General features: G+C 68.6%; 17 protein-coding genes and 1 pseudogene. 13 read left to right on the top strand and 5 right to left on the bottom strand.

The genetic code is table 11. The features are described 5' to 3' along the window. Positions 1–64 precede the first annotated feature (64 nt). Entirely contained in the window at positions 65–1144 is a 1080-nt protein-coding gene (locus tag LDL21_RS03765; protein WP_372462130.1) for a magnesium and cobalt transport protein CorA, read from the top strand. Here LDL21_RS03765 and LDL21_RS03760 read toward each other — a convergent pair. Genes LDL21_RS03760 through LDL21_RS03750 form a run of 3 tightly spaced genes read right to left on the bottom strand, consistent with a single transcriptional unit; the run spans position 1141 to position 3190 of the window. Further along, a complete protein-coding gene (locus tag LDL21_RS03760) occupies positions 1141–1722 on the bottom strand; it encodes a suppressor of fused domain protein (protein WP_084456740.1) in 582 nt (193 codons plus the stop codon). The genes LDL21_RS03765 and LDL21_RS03760 overlap by 4 nt on opposite strands. Before the next feature lie 4 nt (positions 1723–1726). After that, positions 1727–2221 (bottom strand): YflT domain-containing protein, encoded by a 495-nt coding sequence (locus tag LDL21_RS03755; RefSeq protein ID WP_067486041.1) that lies wholly within the window; start codon positions 2219–2221, stop codon positions 1727–1729. A 12-nt stretch (positions 2222–2233) separates the two neighbouring features. Next, positions 2234–3190: an HpcH/HpaI aldolase/citrate lyase family protein gene (locus LDL21_RS03750; RefSeq protein WP_225278789.1), complete on the bottom strand. Its 957-nt coding sequence runs from the start codon at positions 3188–3190 to the stop codon at positions 2234–2236. 32 nt (positions 3191–3222) lie between these two features. Between LDL21_RS03750 and LDL21_RS03745 the strand changes: the two genes are divergently transcribed. The 10 genes and pseudogenes from LDL21_RS03745 (at position 3223) to LDL21_RS03705 (ending at position 11094) form a co-directional block, all read left to right on the top strand. After that, on the top strand, positions 3223–4536 hold the full coding sequence (locus tag LDL21_RS03745; protein WP_181696526.1) for a magnesium transporter MgtE N-terminal domain-containing protein: 1314 nt from the start codon (positions 3223–3225) through the stop codon (positions 4534–4536). Between the two features lie 46 nt (positions 4537–4582). Beyond that, complete coding sequence (locus LDL21_RS03740) at positions 4583–5146, top strand: DUF1003 domain-containing protein (RefSeq protein ID WP_181696527.1); 564 nt, start codon at positions 4583–4585, stop codon at positions 5144–5146. 118 nt (positions 5147–5264) lie between these two features. Beyond that, complete coding sequence (locus LDL21_RS03735) at positions 5265–6653, top strand: lytic transglycosylase domain-containing protein (RefSeq protein WP_225278788.1); 1389 nt, start codon at positions 5265–5267, stop codon at positions 6651–6653. Positions 6654–6719: 66 nt separating this feature from the next. After that, the gene (locus LDL21_RS03730) at positions 6720–7580 is read left to right on the top strand and encodes a lytic transglycosylase domain-containing protein (protein ID WP_225278787.1); all 861 of its coding nucleotides are present in this window, start codon (positions 6720–6722) and stop codon (positions 7578–7580) included. A gap of 51 nt (positions 7581–7631) precedes the next feature. Further along, positions 7632–8768, top strand: coding sequence for an Mrp/NBP35 family ATP-binding protein (locus tag LDL21_RS03725; RefSeq protein WP_225278786.1), 1137 nt, complete (start codon positions 7632–7634; stop codon positions 8766–8768). Between the two features lie 50 nt (positions 8769–8818). Beyond that, positions 8819–9139, top strand: a complete 321-nt coding sequence (locus tag LDL21_RS03720) for a DivIVA domain-containing protein (protein ID WP_181696532.1) — start codon at positions 8819–8821, stop codon at positions 9137–9139. Then, the gene (locus tag LDL21_RS03715; RefSeq protein ID WP_225278785.1) at positions 9136–9768 is read left to right on the top strand and encodes a DNA-3-methyladenine glycosylase I; all 633 of its coding nucleotides are present in this window, start codon (positions 9136–9138) and stop codon (positions 9766–9768) included. Before LDL21_RS03720 ends, LDL21_RS03715 begins: the two co-directional genes overlap by 4 nt. A gap of 82 nt (positions 9769–9850) precedes the next feature. Beyond that, a complete protein-coding gene (locus LDL21_RS03710; protein ID WP_011211259.1) occupies positions 9851–10018 on the top strand; it encodes a DUF3117 domain-containing protein in 168 nt (55 codons plus the stop codon). Then, positions 10015–10140: pseudogene (locus tag LDL21_RS30125) on the top strand (putative RNA methyltransferase); the annotation flags it as partial. The gene LDL21_RS03710 and the pseudogene LDL21_RS30125, both read left to right, overlap by 4 nt. A 30-nt stretch (positions 10141–10170) precedes the next feature. Continuing rightward, entirely contained in the window at positions 10171–11094 is a 924-nt protein-coding gene (locus LDL21_RS03705; protein WP_225278784.1) for a methyltransferase domain-containing protein, read from the top strand. A 489-nt stretch (positions 11095–11583) separates the two neighbouring features. Here LDL21_RS03705 and glgA read toward each other — a convergent pair whose 3' ends face one another. Then, positions 11584–12750: a glycogen synthase gene (gene glgA, locus LDL21_RS03700; RefSeq protein WP_225279223.1), complete on the bottom strand. Its 1167-nt coding sequence runs from the start codon at positions 12748–12750 to the stop codon at positions 11584–11586. Between the two features lie 110 nt (positions 12751–12860). Between glgA and glgC the strand changes: the two genes are divergently transcribed. Continuing rightward, entirely contained in the window at positions 12861–14078 is a 1218-nt protein-coding gene (gene glgC / locus LDL21_RS03695; protein ID WP_181696534.1) for a glucose-1-phosphate adenylyltransferase, read from the top strand. On the opposite strand, the gene LDL21_RS03690 is transcribed toward glgC, so the two are convergent. Beyond that, a complete protein-coding gene (locus LDL21_RS03690) occupies positions 14079–14711 on the bottom strand; it encodes an O-methyltransferase (RefSeq protein ID WP_067485784.1) in 633 nt (210 codons plus the stop codon). A 280-nt stretch (positions 14712–14991) separates the two neighbouring features. On the opposite strand from LDL21_RS03690, the gene sigE reads away from it, so the two are divergent. Next, the gene (sigE, locus tag LDL21_RS03685) at positions 14992–15660 is read left to right on the top strand and encodes an RNA polymerase sigma factor SigE (RefSeq protein WP_225278783.1); all 669 of its coding nucleotides are present in this window, start codon (positions 14992–14994) and stop codon (positions 15658–15660) included. The last annotated feature ends 8 nt before the right edge of the window (positions 15661–15668 follow it).

Below are 15668 nucleotides of genomic sequence, written 5' to 3'. Positions count from 1 at the left end.
CACTCAGTCTTACAGTGCGGTGTCGGCCGGTGTGCGGTCGTCGACCTGCCCGTAACATCCGGATGTGCCTTCCTTCCCGTCACTGCCGAACTTTCACAAGACGGGTCGTGCCGCGACGACCGCGCGGCCACGGGTACCGGTGCCGACCGCGCGTGCCATCGTCGACTGCGGTGTGTACGTCGACGGCAAGCGGTTACCCGGCCGCTTCACCCCGCAGCAGGCGCTGGCGGAGGCGCGCGGCACCGACTCGGGCTTCGTCTGGGTCGGCCTGCACGATCCCGACGAGACGCAGATGAACGACATCGCCGAGATCTTCGGGCTGCATCCGCTGGCCGTCGAGGACGCCGTGGTCGGCCGTCAGCGCCCCAAGCTGGAACGCTACGACGACACGCTGTTCCTGGTGATGCGCACGGTCAGCTACGTGGAACACGATATGCACGCCATCAGCGAGATCGTGGAGACCGGCGACATCATGGTCTTCACCGGCCCGCATTTCGCGATCACCGTTCGCCACGGCGAACACACCGGCCTGTCGGGCGTGCGAAGGGCACTCGAGGGTCATCCCGATCAGCTGCGGATGGGTCCGCCCTCGGTGCTGCACGCCGTGGCCGATCACGTGGTCGATTCCTACGTGGAGACAACCGAATCCATCGAGGAGGACGTCAACGAGATGGAGGAGGCGGTGTTCACGCCGAACTCCAAGGTGGGCATCGAATCGATCTACCAGCTCAAACGCGAGGTCGTCGAGCTGCGTCGGGCGGTGTCACCGCTGGGCGTTCCGCTCGAGCGGTTGGTGAACAACCAGGACCTGCCGGTACCGACCGAATTCCGGCGCTACATGCGCGACGTGGCCGACCACCATGTCAGCGTCAACGAACAGATCGCCTACTTCGACGAGGCGCTGAGCAGCCTGGTGAACGCGGCGCTGGCCAAGATCAGCGTTCAGCAGAACACCGATATGCGCAAGATCTCGGCGTATGCGGCCATGGCGGCGGTGCCGACCATGATCGCCGGCGTGTACGGCATGAACTTCGACTACATGTGGGAACTGCACCAGCGGTGGGCTTATCCGGCGGTGGTCGCGCTGATGGCCGTGTTGTGCGCGTTGCTGTTCCGCAGTTTCCGCCGCAACAAGTGGCTCTAGAGATTCACCGCACCGCGACCGGGATCGCGTACGTCGATACCCGCCTCGGCCCACGCGTCCCGCAATGCCTGCGCGCCGCGCACCCGCACCCAGGCGGCCTCAGTGGCGGTCACCGGGGTGACGCTGAGGTAGCGCACCGGTTCGGCCGGTTCGGGCAGCACGATCTCGGGCACCTCGCTCTCGCCGAGCAGCACCGCGGTGAAAGGCCCGTTGTGCCACAACGGTTCACCGAGATCGAGCAGCGCGTCGGCTTGCAGCACAACGCCTTCCACCGACGGCGTGGCCACGAGCACGCCGAGTGAACGAACCAGGCCCGCCTGCGGCCCGGCGGCGGCCAGCAGGGTGAGCACGAGTTCGGCGCGGGGGCCACGGACCGGATCGGCGAGCAGGTCGGCCGGGTCGCCCATCGGATGACGCGAGCCGCCGAGCGTCGCGTAGTGCACCACACCGTCACCGGGGATGCGCAGGATCTCGATCGGTTCCAGCCCGAGGAACGTCACCGACGCGGAGTCCACACCGGCACGCTCGACCTCGTAGTGGTCCAGCACCGCGGTGCGGACCGAATTCACCACATCCATTGCGTCACAGCGCCAATCGGGCCAGCATGTCGCGGGCGCGTTCGGCGGTCTTCGGGTCGCACAGCACGTCGTAGCGACCGGCGACCAGCTGCATGGTCGACGCGAAATCGCGCTGACCCTTGGTCGCCGCGTAGGGAATGGACGTGGTGATGACACCGAACACGATGCCGCCGAGCAGACCGACGACCAACGGACCGAGCGCCCCACCGGTGGTGGTGAACAGGCTCAGCAGCAGGCCGAGGAACAGGCCGAGCCAGGCGCCCGACACCACCCCACCGCCGATGACCTTGCCCCAGGTGAGCCGGTACAGCACCCGCTCCACCTGCATCAGGTCGACGCCGACGATGGTCACGTCCTGCACCGGGAACTGGTTGTCGGCCAGGTAATCGACCGCGCGCTGCGCCTCGGCGTAGGTCGGATACGACCCGACCGGCCAGCCCGACGGCGGCGTCGGCAACGCCTGCCGCCCGCGGTTCGAGTTGCCCAAGGGATTCGTCATAGTCCCATTCTGCTATTCCTGGCCGGGTTGTGGCGGAGTGAAACGGGTGGTCCTGCTCATTCCGGCGGCGCGGCCCTTCTCGGCTATGACCTGTGCCATCTTGGCGGAGGCCTCGTCGATCATCTCATTGCCGAGCATCACCGCGCCACGAGCACCGCCGGCGGTCGAGGTGTGGAAGGCGTAGGCCTCGAGGATCAATTCGGCGCGGTCGTAGTCCTCCTGGCGCGGGCTGAAGATCTCGTTGGCGGCGTCGATCTGGTCCGGGTGCAGCACCCATTTGCCGTCGAAGCCGAGCGCGGCGGTGCGCGCGGCGGCCCGGCGGAAGCCGTCCACATCGCGAACCTGCAGGTAGGGGCCGTCGATGGCCTGCAGGCCGTGGGCGCGGGCGGTGAGCAGGATGGTCATCAGGACGTGGTGGTAGGCATCGCCGGTGTCGTAGCCGGGCGGCTGTTCGCCGACGACGAGGGTGCGCATATTCAGGCTCGCCATGAAATCGGCGGGACCGAAGACCAGGGCCTGCACACGGGGGCTGGCGGTGGCGATCTCGTCGATATTGCGCAACCCCATGGCGTTTTCGAGCTGCGGTTCGATGCCGATGCGCCCGACCTCGAGCCCGCACACCTTCTCCAGCTGGGTCAGCAGCAGATCCAGCGCCCGCACCTGGCCCGCGTCGGTGACCTTGGGCAGCAGGATCGCGTCGAGCTCACGGCCCGCGCCCTCCACCACCGTGATGACGTCGGCGTAGGTCCATTCGGTCGTCCAGTCGTTGACCCGGACCACCCGCAGCTGCTCGCCCCAGCCCGGTTCGTGCAGGGCGGCCACGATATTGGCGCGCGCCGACACCTTCGCCTCGGGCGCCACCGCGTCCTCCAGATCGAGGAAGACCTCGTCGACCGGCAGTCCCATCGCCTTGTGGATCATCTTCTGGCTACTGCCTGGCACGGCGAGCACCGAACGGCGGGGCTTCATGGGAGCACGCTCCTTACTACTAGCCTGAGGTCATGGCAACCACCAGGGTGTACGTCGCCCGGCTCGCCGGCCTGACAGTGCTGGGTCCGGACGGGGAGTCTATCGGCCGGGTCCGGGACGCGGTCGTCGCCGTCCGGTTCGGGCGGCAACCGCCGCGCGTGCACGGCCTGGTCGTCGAGTTGCCCACGCGCCGAAGGATTTTCGTGCCGATGCTGCGGGTCACCGCGATCGAGCCGGGCGTGGTGACGCTCAATACCGGAACCGTGAGCCTGCGCCGGTTCGCCCAGCGTGCGGGCGAATTGCTCGCGCTGGCCCAGATCGTCGACACCCGGGTGCACGTGCACGACCCGGACCTACCCGATCTCGAGGACGTGGACGTGTTCGTCGCCGATCTGGGCATCGAGCAGACCCGCACCCGGGACTGGGTGGTCGGCCGGATCGCGGTGCGCGGGCACCGGCGGATCGGGCGCAGGCGGACGGTGCATGTGGTCGACTGGTCGTCGGTGAGCGGCCTGACACCGGCCGCCGTCGGCAGGCCGGGCCAGGATGTCACCGCGCTGCTCGCCCAATTCGAAGGACTGCGCGCCGCCGACGTGGCCAACCGGTTGCGCGAGCTGCCCGAGAAGCGCCGCGTGGAAGTGGCGATCGCCCTCGACGACGAACGCCTCGCCGATGTGGTGCAGGAACTGCCCGACGACGACCAGGTCGACCTGCTCGGCCACCTCGAGGTCCGGCGGGCCGCCGATGTGCTCGAGGCCATGGACCCCGACGACGCGGCCGACCTGCTCGGCGAACTGCCCGAGAGCGAAGCCGAATCGCTGCTCGCCCTGATGGACCCGGAGGAGTCCGAACCGGTGCGCAGATTGCTCGCCCACTCCCCCGACACCGCGGGTGGCCTGATGACCACCAAACCGGTCGTCCTCAGTCCGTCGACCACGGTCGCCGAGGCGCTGGCCCGCGTCCGCGATCCCGACCTCACCCCCGCCCTGGCCTCGATGGTCTTCGTCGTCCGGCCGCCCACGGCCACCCCGACCGGTAACTACCTGGGCTGCGTGCACATCCAGCACCTGTTGCGCGAGCCGCCCGCGCACCTGGTGGGCGGCATGGTCGACACCGACCTGGCCGCTCTGACCCCCGAACTGCCGCTCTCGGCCGTCACCCGCTACTTCGCCACCTACAACCTGGTCTGCGGGCCGGTGATCGACGACGAGAACCACCTGCTCGGCGCGGTCACCGTCGACGACGTGCTCGACCATCTGCTGCCCGAGGACTGGCGCGAAGAGGAGACTCCACCGCTCGAACAGACCGAGCCGACACCGATCGACACCGACGGGAAACCGGCATGAGAGGTCAGCGCCTCGAGGCATCAGCGGAGCAGCCGAAAGGACACGCGTGAGCGAGAAGAACCTGGCCCGGCAGCGGCTGGAGACACCGGGCGGTACCCGGCTGCGTTTCGACTGGGACTCCGAGGCGTTCGCGCGCAGCAGCGAGCGGGTTGCCCGGTTCCTCGGCACCGGGCGTTATCTGGCGATCCAGACCATCATCGTCATCGTCTGGATCCTGCTCAATGTCTTCGTGGTGGCGCTGCGCTGGGACCCGTACCCGTTCATCCTGCTCAACCTGGCCTTCTCCACCCAGGCGGCCTACGCGGCGCCGCTGATCCTGCTCGCCCAGAACCGGCAGGACAATCGCGACAAGGTCTCGCTCGAGGAGGACCGCACCCGGGCCGCGCAGACCAAGGCCGACACCGAGTTCCTCGCCCGTGAGCTGGCGGCGCTTCGCCTGGCCGTCGGCGATGTCGCCACCCGCGACTACCTCCGGCGCGAATTGGAAGAGATCAAGGAAATGCTCGACGGCGCGCCGAAGACGGAGGCGAAGCGAAAAGGCGCCCGCAAGAAAACCTCCGGTCAAACGCCGTCTTCGCCCCCGGTTTCGCCTGGTGCTCCAGATGAGTAACCGGAAATGCTCTGTAAGTACCTGACCGATGGGTAACCTGGATCACGTTGTTCCGGGCGGGCCGGAGGGGGGACTCTGCGGCGCCGCTGCTTCGACGTAAAGGGTTGGTGTGGCCGCAATGCGAATCTCTGCTCCGATAACTATGTCGGCCCTTGTCGTCGCGGGACTCGTCGCGTCGGGGTCGGCCGCGCACTCGTCGAACCCGAGCACCGCGCCGAGCGCGCCGGAGGCCCTGCTCGCCGCGAACAAGAGCACCACCGACCACAAACCCGAGAGCGATCCGTCCGAAATCGTCGGCCTGCTACCGGTGACCCAGGAGGCGCCACGCAAACTCCGCGCCCTGAGCCCCTCGGCCAACAGCCTCGCCCCCTTCGCCGGAACCGTGCCACTGCAATCGATTTCACTACCACCCGGCAGCGGCACGCTCGGCATTCCCGAGATCGTGCTCGCCGCCTACCGCAATGCCGAACTGGCCATGCAGACCGCGCAGCCCGGCTGCGGACTCACCTGGAACCTGCTCGCCGGCATCGGGCGCATCGAATCCGGGCACGCCAGCAGCGGTCGCACCGACGCCGCGGGCACCACGACCACCCCCATCTTCGGACCCGCGCTCGACGGCACCCTGCCGGGTAACGAGATCATCAAGGAGGCCGACGGCGGCTTCGTCCGCGCCGTCGGACCCATGCAGTTCCTGCCGAGCACCTGGGCGCACTACTCGGCCGACGGCAACGGCGACGGCGCGGCCGACCCGCACAATGTCTTCGACGCCGCCCTCGGCGCGGCCAAGTACCTGTGTTCCGGCGGGCTGAACCTGCGCGACGCGGCCCAGGAACTGCGTGCCGTCCTGCGCTACAACAACTCGATGTCGTACGCGGCCAATGTGCTCAGCTGGTCGGCGGCCTACCGCACCGGCGGTGCGCCGAGCCAGGTGTCGATCTCGCCCGACATCGTGCCGCCGGGCAGCGCGCCGACCGTCGCGCCGAACGTGCTCGCGGCCGACACACCCGTCACGGCGGCGCCACCGTCGACGACGAACCAATTGCCGCCCAACACACCGAAGGTCACCACGCCGACCCAGGTGATGATCACGCTGCCCGGCTTGCCACCGATTCCCTGCGGCATCTTCTGCCCAGCGCCGGTCGCACCCGCGCCCGAGGTGTGTGTGAACGAGCCGCTGCCCGCGCAGATGCCCGACCCCATCGCGCCCGCACCGCAGACGTTCGGTGCTGAGGTGCAACAGAATCCGGCACCGCAGGATCCGGCCGCCGCTCCCCCGCAGCCCGGTGAGCGCACCGACCAGGCGGCGTGCACACCCGCGGAACAGCCCGCGCCCGCCGAGACACCGGCACCTGCACCTGCACCTACTCTGGAGAAGACTCCGGAGCCGGGTATCGCCCCCACCGAGGAGCCCGCGCCGCCCGCCGCTCCGGCACCGGCGCCGCAGCCCGGAATCACGTTGCCGTTCAACATCGTTATCCCGCTGCCGCCCGCTCCGCCGGCCCCCTAGAAATCAAACCGAAATTCAGATCACGGAGGGGTAACAAAAAGGTCTCGGGTGCGGTAATCTCGGCTCATGGGTCGTCATCGTAAACAGCCTGCAACGACGGTTCGACGTAGTTCGATCATCGCGCTCACCGGCTTGGTTCCGGCCGGACTCGTGGCCGTCACCGCCGCCGCCACCGACACGACCACCGCCGAAATGGCGGCCGTGGAGCACGATCTGCCCGAGATCGACACCGAGACCGGCCCCGAGTTCGCCGCCGCACCGCAGGCCGAGGTCGCCGAGGTCGTCCACGCCGAGGCCAAGCAGTCGCGGTCGGCCACCCCCGAGGTGAAAACCGTTGCGCTGCCCGGTGATCGGGCCGCCTCCGATCTGCCCGCCGGGCCGCTCGGTATCCCCGGCATCGCGGTGGCCGCCTACCAGAACGCCGAACAGCAACTGGCCGTGGAGAATCCGCACTGCGGCATGTCGTGGTCCCTGCTGGCGGGCATCGGCCGCGTCGAATCCACCCACGCCTTCGGCAAAGCCGACGCCGACGGCAACCCGATCAAGGCCGTCTACGGTCCCGTTCTCGACGGCAGCCTGTCGGGCAACAACGTCATCCACGACAGCGACGGCGGCACCCTCGACGGCATCGGCGGCTACGACCGCGCCATAGGCCCCATGCAGTTCCTCCCCGAAACCTGGGAGCGCTACGCCGCCGACGGCAATGCCGACGGCATCGCCGACCCGCAGAACCTCTACGACGCCGCCCTCACCGCGGGCAAGTACCTCTGCGACGGCGGCCTGAACATGCGCGACCTGTCCCAGCAGTCCAAGGCGATCCTGCGCTACAACAACTCCATGGCCTACGTCGCCAATGTGATGGCATGGTCGGGCTCCTACTCCAGCGGCCTCGCCCCCAAGCCCCAAGACCTCCCGCGCATCCACTGAGCACGCGCCCCACACCCGGCCGGGAAACCGGTGCAGCCTAATATCGGACATATGGCAGTGATTACGGAAGCGGATGTGCGGGCGGCGCTCGCGAAGGTCGACGATCCGGAGATCCGCAAGCCGATCACCGAGCTCGGCATGGTCAAGAGCATCGCCATCGCCGACAGCGGTGACGTACATGTCGAGGTGTACCTCACCACCTCGGGCTGCCCGCTGCGCACCGAGATCATCCAGCGCGTCACCAAGGCCGTCGCCGACGTGCCGGGTGCCGGCGCGGTGACCGTCGACCTCGACGTGATGAACGACGAACAGCGCACCGAACTGCGCAAGTCGCTGCGCGGTGACTCCGCCGAACCGGTGATCCCCTTCGCCCAGCCCGGCTCGCTCACCCGCGTGTACGCGGTGGCCTCCGGCAAGGGCGGCGTCGGCAAGTCCAGCGTCACCGCCAACCTGGCCGTCGCGCTCGCGGAACGCGGCCTGTCGGTCGGTGTGCTCGACGCCGACATCTACGGTCACTCCATCCCGCGCATGCTCGGCACCGACGCCCGGCCCACCCAGGTGGAGCGGATGATCATGCCGCCCGTCGCCCATGACGTGAAGATGATCTCGATCGCCCAGTTCACCCAGGGCAACACGCCCGTGGTGTGGCGCGGTCCGATGCTGCACCGCGCGCTGCAGCAGTTCCTCGCCGACGTGTTCTGGGGCGACCTGGACGTGCTGCTGCTCGACTTGCCGCCCGGCACCGGCGACGTGGCGATCTCCATCGCCCAGCTGATCCCGAGCGCCGAGATCCTCGTCGTCACCACCCCGCAGATCGCCGCCGCCGAGGTGGCCGAACGCGCGGGTGCCATCGCCCTGCAGACCCGTCAGCGGATCGCGGGCGTCGTCGAGAACATGTCCTGGCTCGACCTGCCCGACGGTTCACGCATGGAGCTCTACGGTTCCGGTGGCGGCCAGGTGGTCGCCGACCGCCTCACCCGCGCCGTCGGCTCGACCGTCCCGCTGCTCGGCCAGATCCCCATCGAGCAGGCCCTGCGCGAAGGTGGCGACGCGGGTACGCCGATCGTGCTCTCCGATCCGGAGAATCCGGCTGCCGTCGCCCTGCGCGGCGTCGCCGACAAGCTCGCGATCCGCAAGCGCGGCCTGGCGGGGATGTCGCTCGGCATCGACACCACCCGCCACCTCTGACCGCTCCCGCTGATGCGGGACTTGTCGGTGGGTTTGCCTAGTCTGGGAGCATGCTGACGCTGCTTCTGTATGTGCTCATCGTCGGGTTGGTCGCGGCGATGTTGTTTCTCGTCGCCAGTGCGGTGTTCGGCCGGTCGGAGGAGCTCGGGCCGTTGCCGCAGGGCACCACCGCGACCGTGCTGCCCGCCGAGGGCGTCACGGGGGCGGATGTGCGGGCGTTGCGGTTCCAGCAGGTGGTGCGCGGCTACAAGGCCGGTGAGGTCGACTGGGCGCTGGGGCGGTTGGCCGAGCGCATCGACGAACTCGAGTTCGAATTAGCGCAGATGCGGCAGTGGCAGGCGCAGGTGGCAGCGGGCCAGGAGCAACGGTGAGCGAGTTCGTCGACGACGGGCTGGTCCGCTGCGACTGGGCGACCGGCTCCCAGCTCTACCGCGATTACCACGACCACGAATGGGGCAAGACCCTCCACGGCGACGACGCCATGTTCGAGCGGCTGTGCCTCGAGGCGTTCCAATCGGGCCTGTCCTGGATCACCATCCTCCGCAAGCGCCCGGCCTTCCGCGCCGCCTTCGCCGACTTCGAGATCGCCAAGGTCGCCGAATTCGACGACACCGACCGGGCCCGGCTGCTCGCCGACGCCGGGATCGTCCGCAACCGCGCGAAAATCGACGCGGCCATCACCAACGCCCGGGTTGCTCGCGACCTGCCGACAGGCCTCGACGAGCTGGTGTGGTCGTTCGCACCCGAGCCGCGCCCGAGGCCCGCGACCATCGCGGATGTGCCCGCCACCACACCCGAATCCATTGCTCTGGCAAAGGAATTGAAGCGCCGCGGCTTCGCTTTCGTGGGCCCGACCACGGCCTACGCACTGATGCAGGCGACCGGCATGGTGGACGATCACCTGGCCGTTTGCTGGGTGCAAGCCGTACCGAAAGGAACCGACTCCGGAGTCAGATTTGCTACTCAGGTGTCCGCCCGAGTCGGCAATAGGGAAGAATAGGACCGGTGTGGCCCGCCGAACACCCGGCGGACCAGAGAACAGTAGTGCGCACTCCACCGCGCAGATCTGGAGGGAGCAGAGGATGGCGGCCATGAAGCCCCGTACCGGGGACGGTCCCCTCGAGGCAACCAAGGAAGGTCGTGGAATCGTCATGCGGGTTCCACTCGAGGGTGGCGGGCGTTTGGTCGTCGAACTCACACCGGACGAGGCAGCTGCCCTCGGTGACGAACTGAAGAGCGTCACCAGCTGACAGCCCTGACCGAGGTCGCCGCACTCCTGGCCTGCCCGGAGTGCGGCGACACCCTGCAGCCCGGCGCAGGCGCACTGCGGTGCGGCAACCGGCACAGCTTCGACATCGCCCGCCAGGGTTACGTCGGCCTGCTCACCGGCGCCTCGACGAAAATGACCGGCGACACCGCCGCGATGCTCGATGCCCGCGCGGATTTCCAGGGTGCGGGACACTTCGCGCCGATCGCGGATGCCGTTGCCCAAGCTTTCCGCTCCGCGCACCCGGCCGGATACACGCCGTCCGCGGCTCGTCAGTTCGACACGCAGGGCAATGCGCGGCCGCAAGGCACGCCCACGTTGCCGAACGGCACCGCATCGCCCGGCAGCTCCGCATCGCCCGGCAGCACCGCATCGCCCGGCAGCACCGCATCGCCCGGCAGCACCGCATCGCCCGGCAGCACCGCATCGCCCGGCAGCTCCGTATCACCGGACCGGCCCGCATCGTCGGCCGACACCGGGCCGCTGGGGGGTGCGGTGCTGGAGATCGGGGCCGGTACCGGGTACTACCTGGCCGAGGTCCTCGAGGCGCACCCGGGTCTCAACGGCATCGCGCTTGATGTCGCGAAGCCTGCTGCTCGTCGCGCGGCTCGTGCGCATCCTCGGCTCGCGTCGGTCCTTGCCGACGCCTGGCGTGGTCTGCCGATCCGCGATGACGCTCTCGCCGGGGTTTTATCCGTCTTCGCGCCACGAAACCCCGGCGAGGTCGCGCGTGTGCTCGCGCCCGGGGGGCGGTTCGTCGTCGTCACGCCTACCCCGCGGCATCTGGGCGAGTTGATCGAGCCGCTGGGGATGGTTCGCGTCGACCCCGATAAGGAGCGTCGGCTCGACGACGCGCTGTCGGGCACCTTCACTCGCATCGATCACGCTGTGGTCGAATTTCCTATGAAGCTGTCGCGTGGCGACGTCACCAATGTGGTCGCCATGGGACCGTCCGCCTTCCACACCACCGCTGCCGACGACCCGCGCATCGCCGGCCTCGCCGACATCACCGAGGTCACCGCTTCGGTCACCGTTGCGCGGTACGCACCTGTCGGCTGAGCGCGGACAACACATCGGTGTTTTGTGCACCACAAAGGTATTGGGCTGTGTTTTTGGAGCGCTGGCGCGCTCGAGCGCGGCCCCTGAGGGGCCACGCGAACAGCGCTCGAGACTCGCGCTTCGCGCATGCGCTTCGAGCGCTGTTCGCGCGGCCGGGCCGCTGCGCCGCTTCGCGGCGGACCCTCCTCGAGGTCGGGTCGTGCGGGGCTGGGAATGCGGTCATGGCGGACTTAAGTGGTGCCGTGTGGCTGGGAGCCCGGTAGGTGGCGGACTCGAGTAGTGCCGTGCGGCTGGCAATGCGGTAGGCGGCGGACCCGAGTGCTGTGTGGGCTGGAGGCGGTAGGTGACGGACTCGAGTGGGGCCGCGTGGGCTGGAGGCGGTAGGTGGCGGACTCGAGTGGGGCCGCGTGGGCTGGAGGCGGTAAGTGGCGGACTCGAGTGGGGCCACGTGGGCTGGGATGCGGCGAGGCGTATGCGGCGCGGATGCTCTCAGCGGATGACTTCGCGATAGACATTCACAGTCTGCTCTGCGATCCTCGCCCAATCGAACTCCGCGATGGCTCGCGCGCGGCCTGCCTGCCCGTAGCGCGTCGCCAGTTCGGCGTCGCCTGCCACCGCGTTCACCGCGTCGGCGAGTGCGTGTTCGTAGTCATCCGAGGCGACCGGGTCGTAGTGCACCAATCGCCCTGTGACACCGTCGGCGACCACTTCCGGGATCCCGCCTACGTCCGAGGCGACGACGGCGGTGGCGCAGGCCATCGCTTCCAGGTTCACGATGCCGAGGGGTTCGTATACCGACGGGCAGACGAAAACTGTCGAGGCCGTGAGGATTTGACGCACCTGTTCGGTGGGGAGCATCTCCTTCACCCAGAACACATTGCCGCGCTGGTTTTGCAGCTCGTCGACAGCGGCGGCCACTTCCTGCTCGAGTTCCACCGTGTCCGCCGCACCGGCGCACAGCACCAGCTGAATGTCGGGGTCGAAATCGGCCGCGGCGGCCAGCAGGTGGCCGACACCCTTTTGTCGGGTGATACGGCCGACGAACGAGACGATCGGCAGATCAGCACGCACTCCGAGGCGGTCGAGCACCGGTTGCTCGGAGCCGGTGGGGGCACCCGGATGCCACACGCCCGCGTCGATGCCGTTGTGCACCACGTGGACCCGGCCGGGGTCGATGGCGGGATAGGCGTCGAGGACGTCGTGGGCCATGCCCTCGCTCACCGCGATCACGGCGTCGGCCTGTTCCATGGCGTTGCGTTCCGACCACGACGACAAGCGGTACCCGCCGCCGAGCTGTTCGGCCTTCCACGGCCTGCGCGGTTCGAGCGAATGCGCGGTGAGCACGTGCGGAATGCCGTACAGCGCACCGGCGAGATGGCCGGCCAGGCCCGCGTACCAGGTGTGCGAATGCACCACGTCCACCGCGCCGACGGCGTCGGCCATCCGCAGCTGCGCCGACATCATCTGCAAGGCGGCGTTGGCGGCGTACAGCTCCGGATCGGGCCGGTGCACCACCGCCCCCGTGCGCGGCGCGCCCATGCAGTGCACGGTGACCTCGCACAGCGCGCGCAGCCGCGCGGTGAGCTCGGTGACGTGCACGCCCGCACCGCCGTACACCTCGGGCGGATACTCCCGGGTCAGCATGGCCACCCGCAACGGATCCGCGATCGCTGATTCCCCGTCGGTGCCATCACTCACGGGTCCAAAGTTAGACGCTCGGGTCGACATGGGCCACCGGGTGGGCCCGGGGCCTGTACTTTGACAGGGTGAGGAGCCAGCCGCACGTACTCGGGATCGTGCTCGCCGGTGGCGAGGGCAAACGACTGTTTCCGCTCACGGCCGACCGCGCCAAGCCCGCGGTTCCGTTCGGTGGGGCCTACCGGCTGATCGATTTCGTGCTCAGCAACCTGGTCAACGCGGGATATCTGCGCCTGTGCGTCCTCACCCAGTACAAGTCGCATTCGCTGGACCGCCACATTTCCCAGACCTGGCGGCTGTCGGGTTTCACCGGTGAGTACATCACCCCGGTGCCCGCGCAGCAGCGGCTCGGACCGCGCTGGTACACCGGCAGCGCCGACGCGATCATGCAGTCGCTCAACCTGATCTACGACGAGGACCCCGACTACATCGTGGTCTTCGGCGCCGATCACGTGTACCGGATGGACCCGGAACAGATGGTGGCCAGCCATATCGCCTCGGGCGCGGGCGTCACCGTCGCGGGGATCCGGGTGCCGCGCAGCGAGGCGAGCGCGTTCGGGTGCATCGATTCCGACGAGTCCGGCCGCATCACCCAGTTCCTGGAGAAACCGGCCCATCCGCCCGGCACACCGGACGACCCGAACATGACTTTCGCGTCGATGGGCAACTACGTGTTCACCACCCGCGTGCTCGTCGACGCGATCCGCGCCGACGCGGAGAACTCCGATTCCGATCACGACATGGGCGGCGACATCATCCCGTCGCTGGTCGCGGCGGGGCAGGCCGCCGTCTACGACTTCGCCGACAACGACGTACCGGGCGCCACCGCTCGCGACCGGGGCTACTGGCGCGATGTCGGCACCATCGACGCCTTCTACGAGGCGCACATGGACCTGGTCTCGGTGCACCCGGTGTTCAACCTCTACAACAAGCACTGGCCCATCCGCGGCGCCGCCGAGAACCTGCCGCCCGCCAAGTTCGCGCGTGGTGGGCTCGCTCAGGAGTCGATCGTCGGCGCGGGCTCGATCCTGTCGGCGGCCACCGTGCGCAATTCGGTTCTGAGTTCCAACGTGATGATCGACGACGGCGCGACGGTGGAGGGCAGCGTGCTGATGCCCGGCGTGCGCATCGGGCGTGGCGCGGTGGTCCGCCACGCCATCCTCGACAAGAACGTGGTGGTCGGCGAGGGTGAGATCATCGGCGTGGATCTGGACCGCGACCGGGAACGATTCGCCGTGAGCAACGGTGGGGTCGTCACCGTCGGCAAGGGCATCTGGGTGGGGTGACTACCCACGCGATGCGCAGAGCAACCCGTCGCCGATGGGGATGAGCACGCTGGTGAGCTCGGGATTCTCCGCGATCGCCCTGGTCGCGGCACGCACCGCCTGGGTGGCCGGGTCGCGCTGGGACTGATCGGGGACGCGCCCGCCGAGCAGCGCGTTGTTCAGGATGAACGCACCGCCCTCGCGCAGTAATCGCACACCCTGCTCCACGTAGAGCGGGTGTTCCATGGGCGAGGCGTCGACGAACACCAGGTCGTAGGCGCCGTCGGCCAGCCGCGGCAGCACATCGAGGGCGCGGCCGTTGATGAGCCGGGTGCGCGCGGGCGCGATCTCGGCGGTGCGGAAGGCCTCCTTGGCGGCCCGCTGATGCTCGGGTTCGGAGTCGATGGTGGTGAGGGTTCCGTCCTCACGCATGCCGTCGAGCAGCCACAATCCGCTCACACCCGCGCCGGTGCCCACCTCGACGACCGAGCGGGCGCCGAGCATCTGCGCGTACATGCTCAGCAGCGCGCCGACCGAGGCGGGCACGGGCGCGGCGCCCAATTCGGTGGCCCGCTCGCGCGCGTCGAGGAGGACTTCGTCCTCGACGACGGACTCCTCCACATAGGCCAGGTTCCGCTCCACGTTCGATGCCACAGCTATGAGGCTATGTCACCGACCGGGTATGTGTATTCAGCGAAGGCGCCCACGCGGGGTGAGTGTCGGGGTGCGCCAGGATTCTCAGGCGCCACTCAGGGTCTCCATACGTGCCCCATATCGCGACAGGAAATAGTTGCCACACCAGCCGATCGCGGCGGGTACGAGACGCGGGAACAACCGCAGACATCCGGCGGTTGTTTCTGACAAGACAAGGTCCGCTGACCCGGACCGGTTCGGTTTCGTGCCGGCGGTCCCGAGTAGGAGGTGTCCCATCCCGATGGTAGACACGGCGCGTTCCGACGCCACACTGCCCGCCCAGACCCTTCCCACCGACTTTCCGCCGTCCGTCGAGGACGATCTCGATGCCGAGCTCACCGGCACCGCGGCTTTCGACGCCACTGGTGACCGCACGGTGATGCCGTCGTGGGACGAACTGGTCCGCGAGCACGCCGACCGGGTCTACCGCCTCGCCTACCGACTGTCCGGCGACGCCCAGGACGCCGAAGACCTCACCCAGGAAACCTTCATCCGGGTGTTCCGTTCCCTGCAGAGCTACCAGCCGGGCACGTTCGAAGGCTGGTTGCACCGCATCACCACGAACCTGTTCCTCGACATGGTCCGCAGACGCAATCGCATCCGCATGGAGGCCTTACCCGAGGACTACGACCGGGTACCCGCCGAGGGACCGACGCCCGAGGACGCCTACCACGACTCCCGCCTCGACCCGGACCTGCAGAAGGCGCTCGACGCCCTCGCTCCTGAGTTCCGCGCGGCCGTGGTGCTGTGTGACATCGAGGGCCTGTCCTACGAGGAGATCGGCGCCACCCTCGGCGTCAAGCTCGGCACTGTGCGCAGCCGCATCCACCGCGGGCGCCAGGCACTGCGCGACTACCTTGCGCATAATGGAACTGAGCAGCGATACTCCGCTGACGCCTACGCAGGGTGACCGCCGCG

The sequence above is a fragment of the Nocardia rosealba genome (genome assembly GCF_020216065.1).
Taxonomy (GTDB): Bacteria; Actinomycetota; Actinomycetes; order Mycobacteriales; family Mycobacteriaceae; genus Nocardia; species Nocardia rosealba.
This window is presented reverse-complemented; position numbering and strand designations above follow the sequence as displayed.

Bases quoted from the DNA above. Each gene is read 5' to 3' on its own strand.
- LDL21_RS03760 (WP_084456740.1), bottom strand. From the start codon at position 1,722: ATGGATGTGGTGAATTCGGTCCGCACCGCGGTGCTGGACCACTACGAG.
- LDL21_RS03705 (WP_225278784.1), top strand. From the start codon at position 10,171: ATGACCGGCGACACCGCCGCGATGCTCGATGCCCGCGCGGATTTCCAG.
- LDL21_RS03720 (WP_181696532.1), top strand. From the start codon at position 8,819: ATGCTGACGCTGCTTCTGTATGTGCTCATCGTCGGGTTGGTCGCGGCG.
- LDL21_RS03745 (WP_181696526.1), top strand. From the start codon at position 3,223: ATGGCAACCACCAGGGTGTACGTCGCCCGGCTCGCCGGCCTGACAGTG.
- LDL21_RS03735 (WP_225278788.1), top strand. From the start codon at position 5,265: ATGCGAATCTCTGCTCCGATAACTATGTCGGCCCTTGTCGTCGCGGGA.
- LDL21_RS03710 (WP_011211259.1), top strand. From the start codon at position 9,851: ATGGCGGCCATGAAGCCCCGTACCGGGGACGGTCCCCTCGAGGCAACC.
- LDL21_RS03755 (WP_067486041.1), bottom strand. From the start codon at position 2,221: ATGACGAATCCCTTGGGCAACTCGAACCGCGGGCGGCAGGCGTTGCCG.
- sigE (WP_225278783.1), top strand. From the start codon at position 14,992: ATGGTAGACACGGCGCGTTCCGACGCCACACTGCCCGCCCAGACCCTT.
- LDL21_RS03750 (WP_225278789.1), bottom strand. From the start codon at position 3,190: ATGAAGCCCCGCCGTTCGGTGCTCGCCGTGCCAGGCAGTAGCCAGAAG.
- LDL21_RS03730 (WP_225278787.1), top strand. From the start codon at position 6,720: ATGGGTCGTCATCGTAAACAGCCTGCAACGACGGTTCGACGTAGTTCG.
- LDL21_RS03725 (WP_225278786.1), top strand. From the start codon at position 7,632: ATGGCAGTGATTACGGAAGCGGATGTGCGGGCGGCGCTCGCGAAGGTC.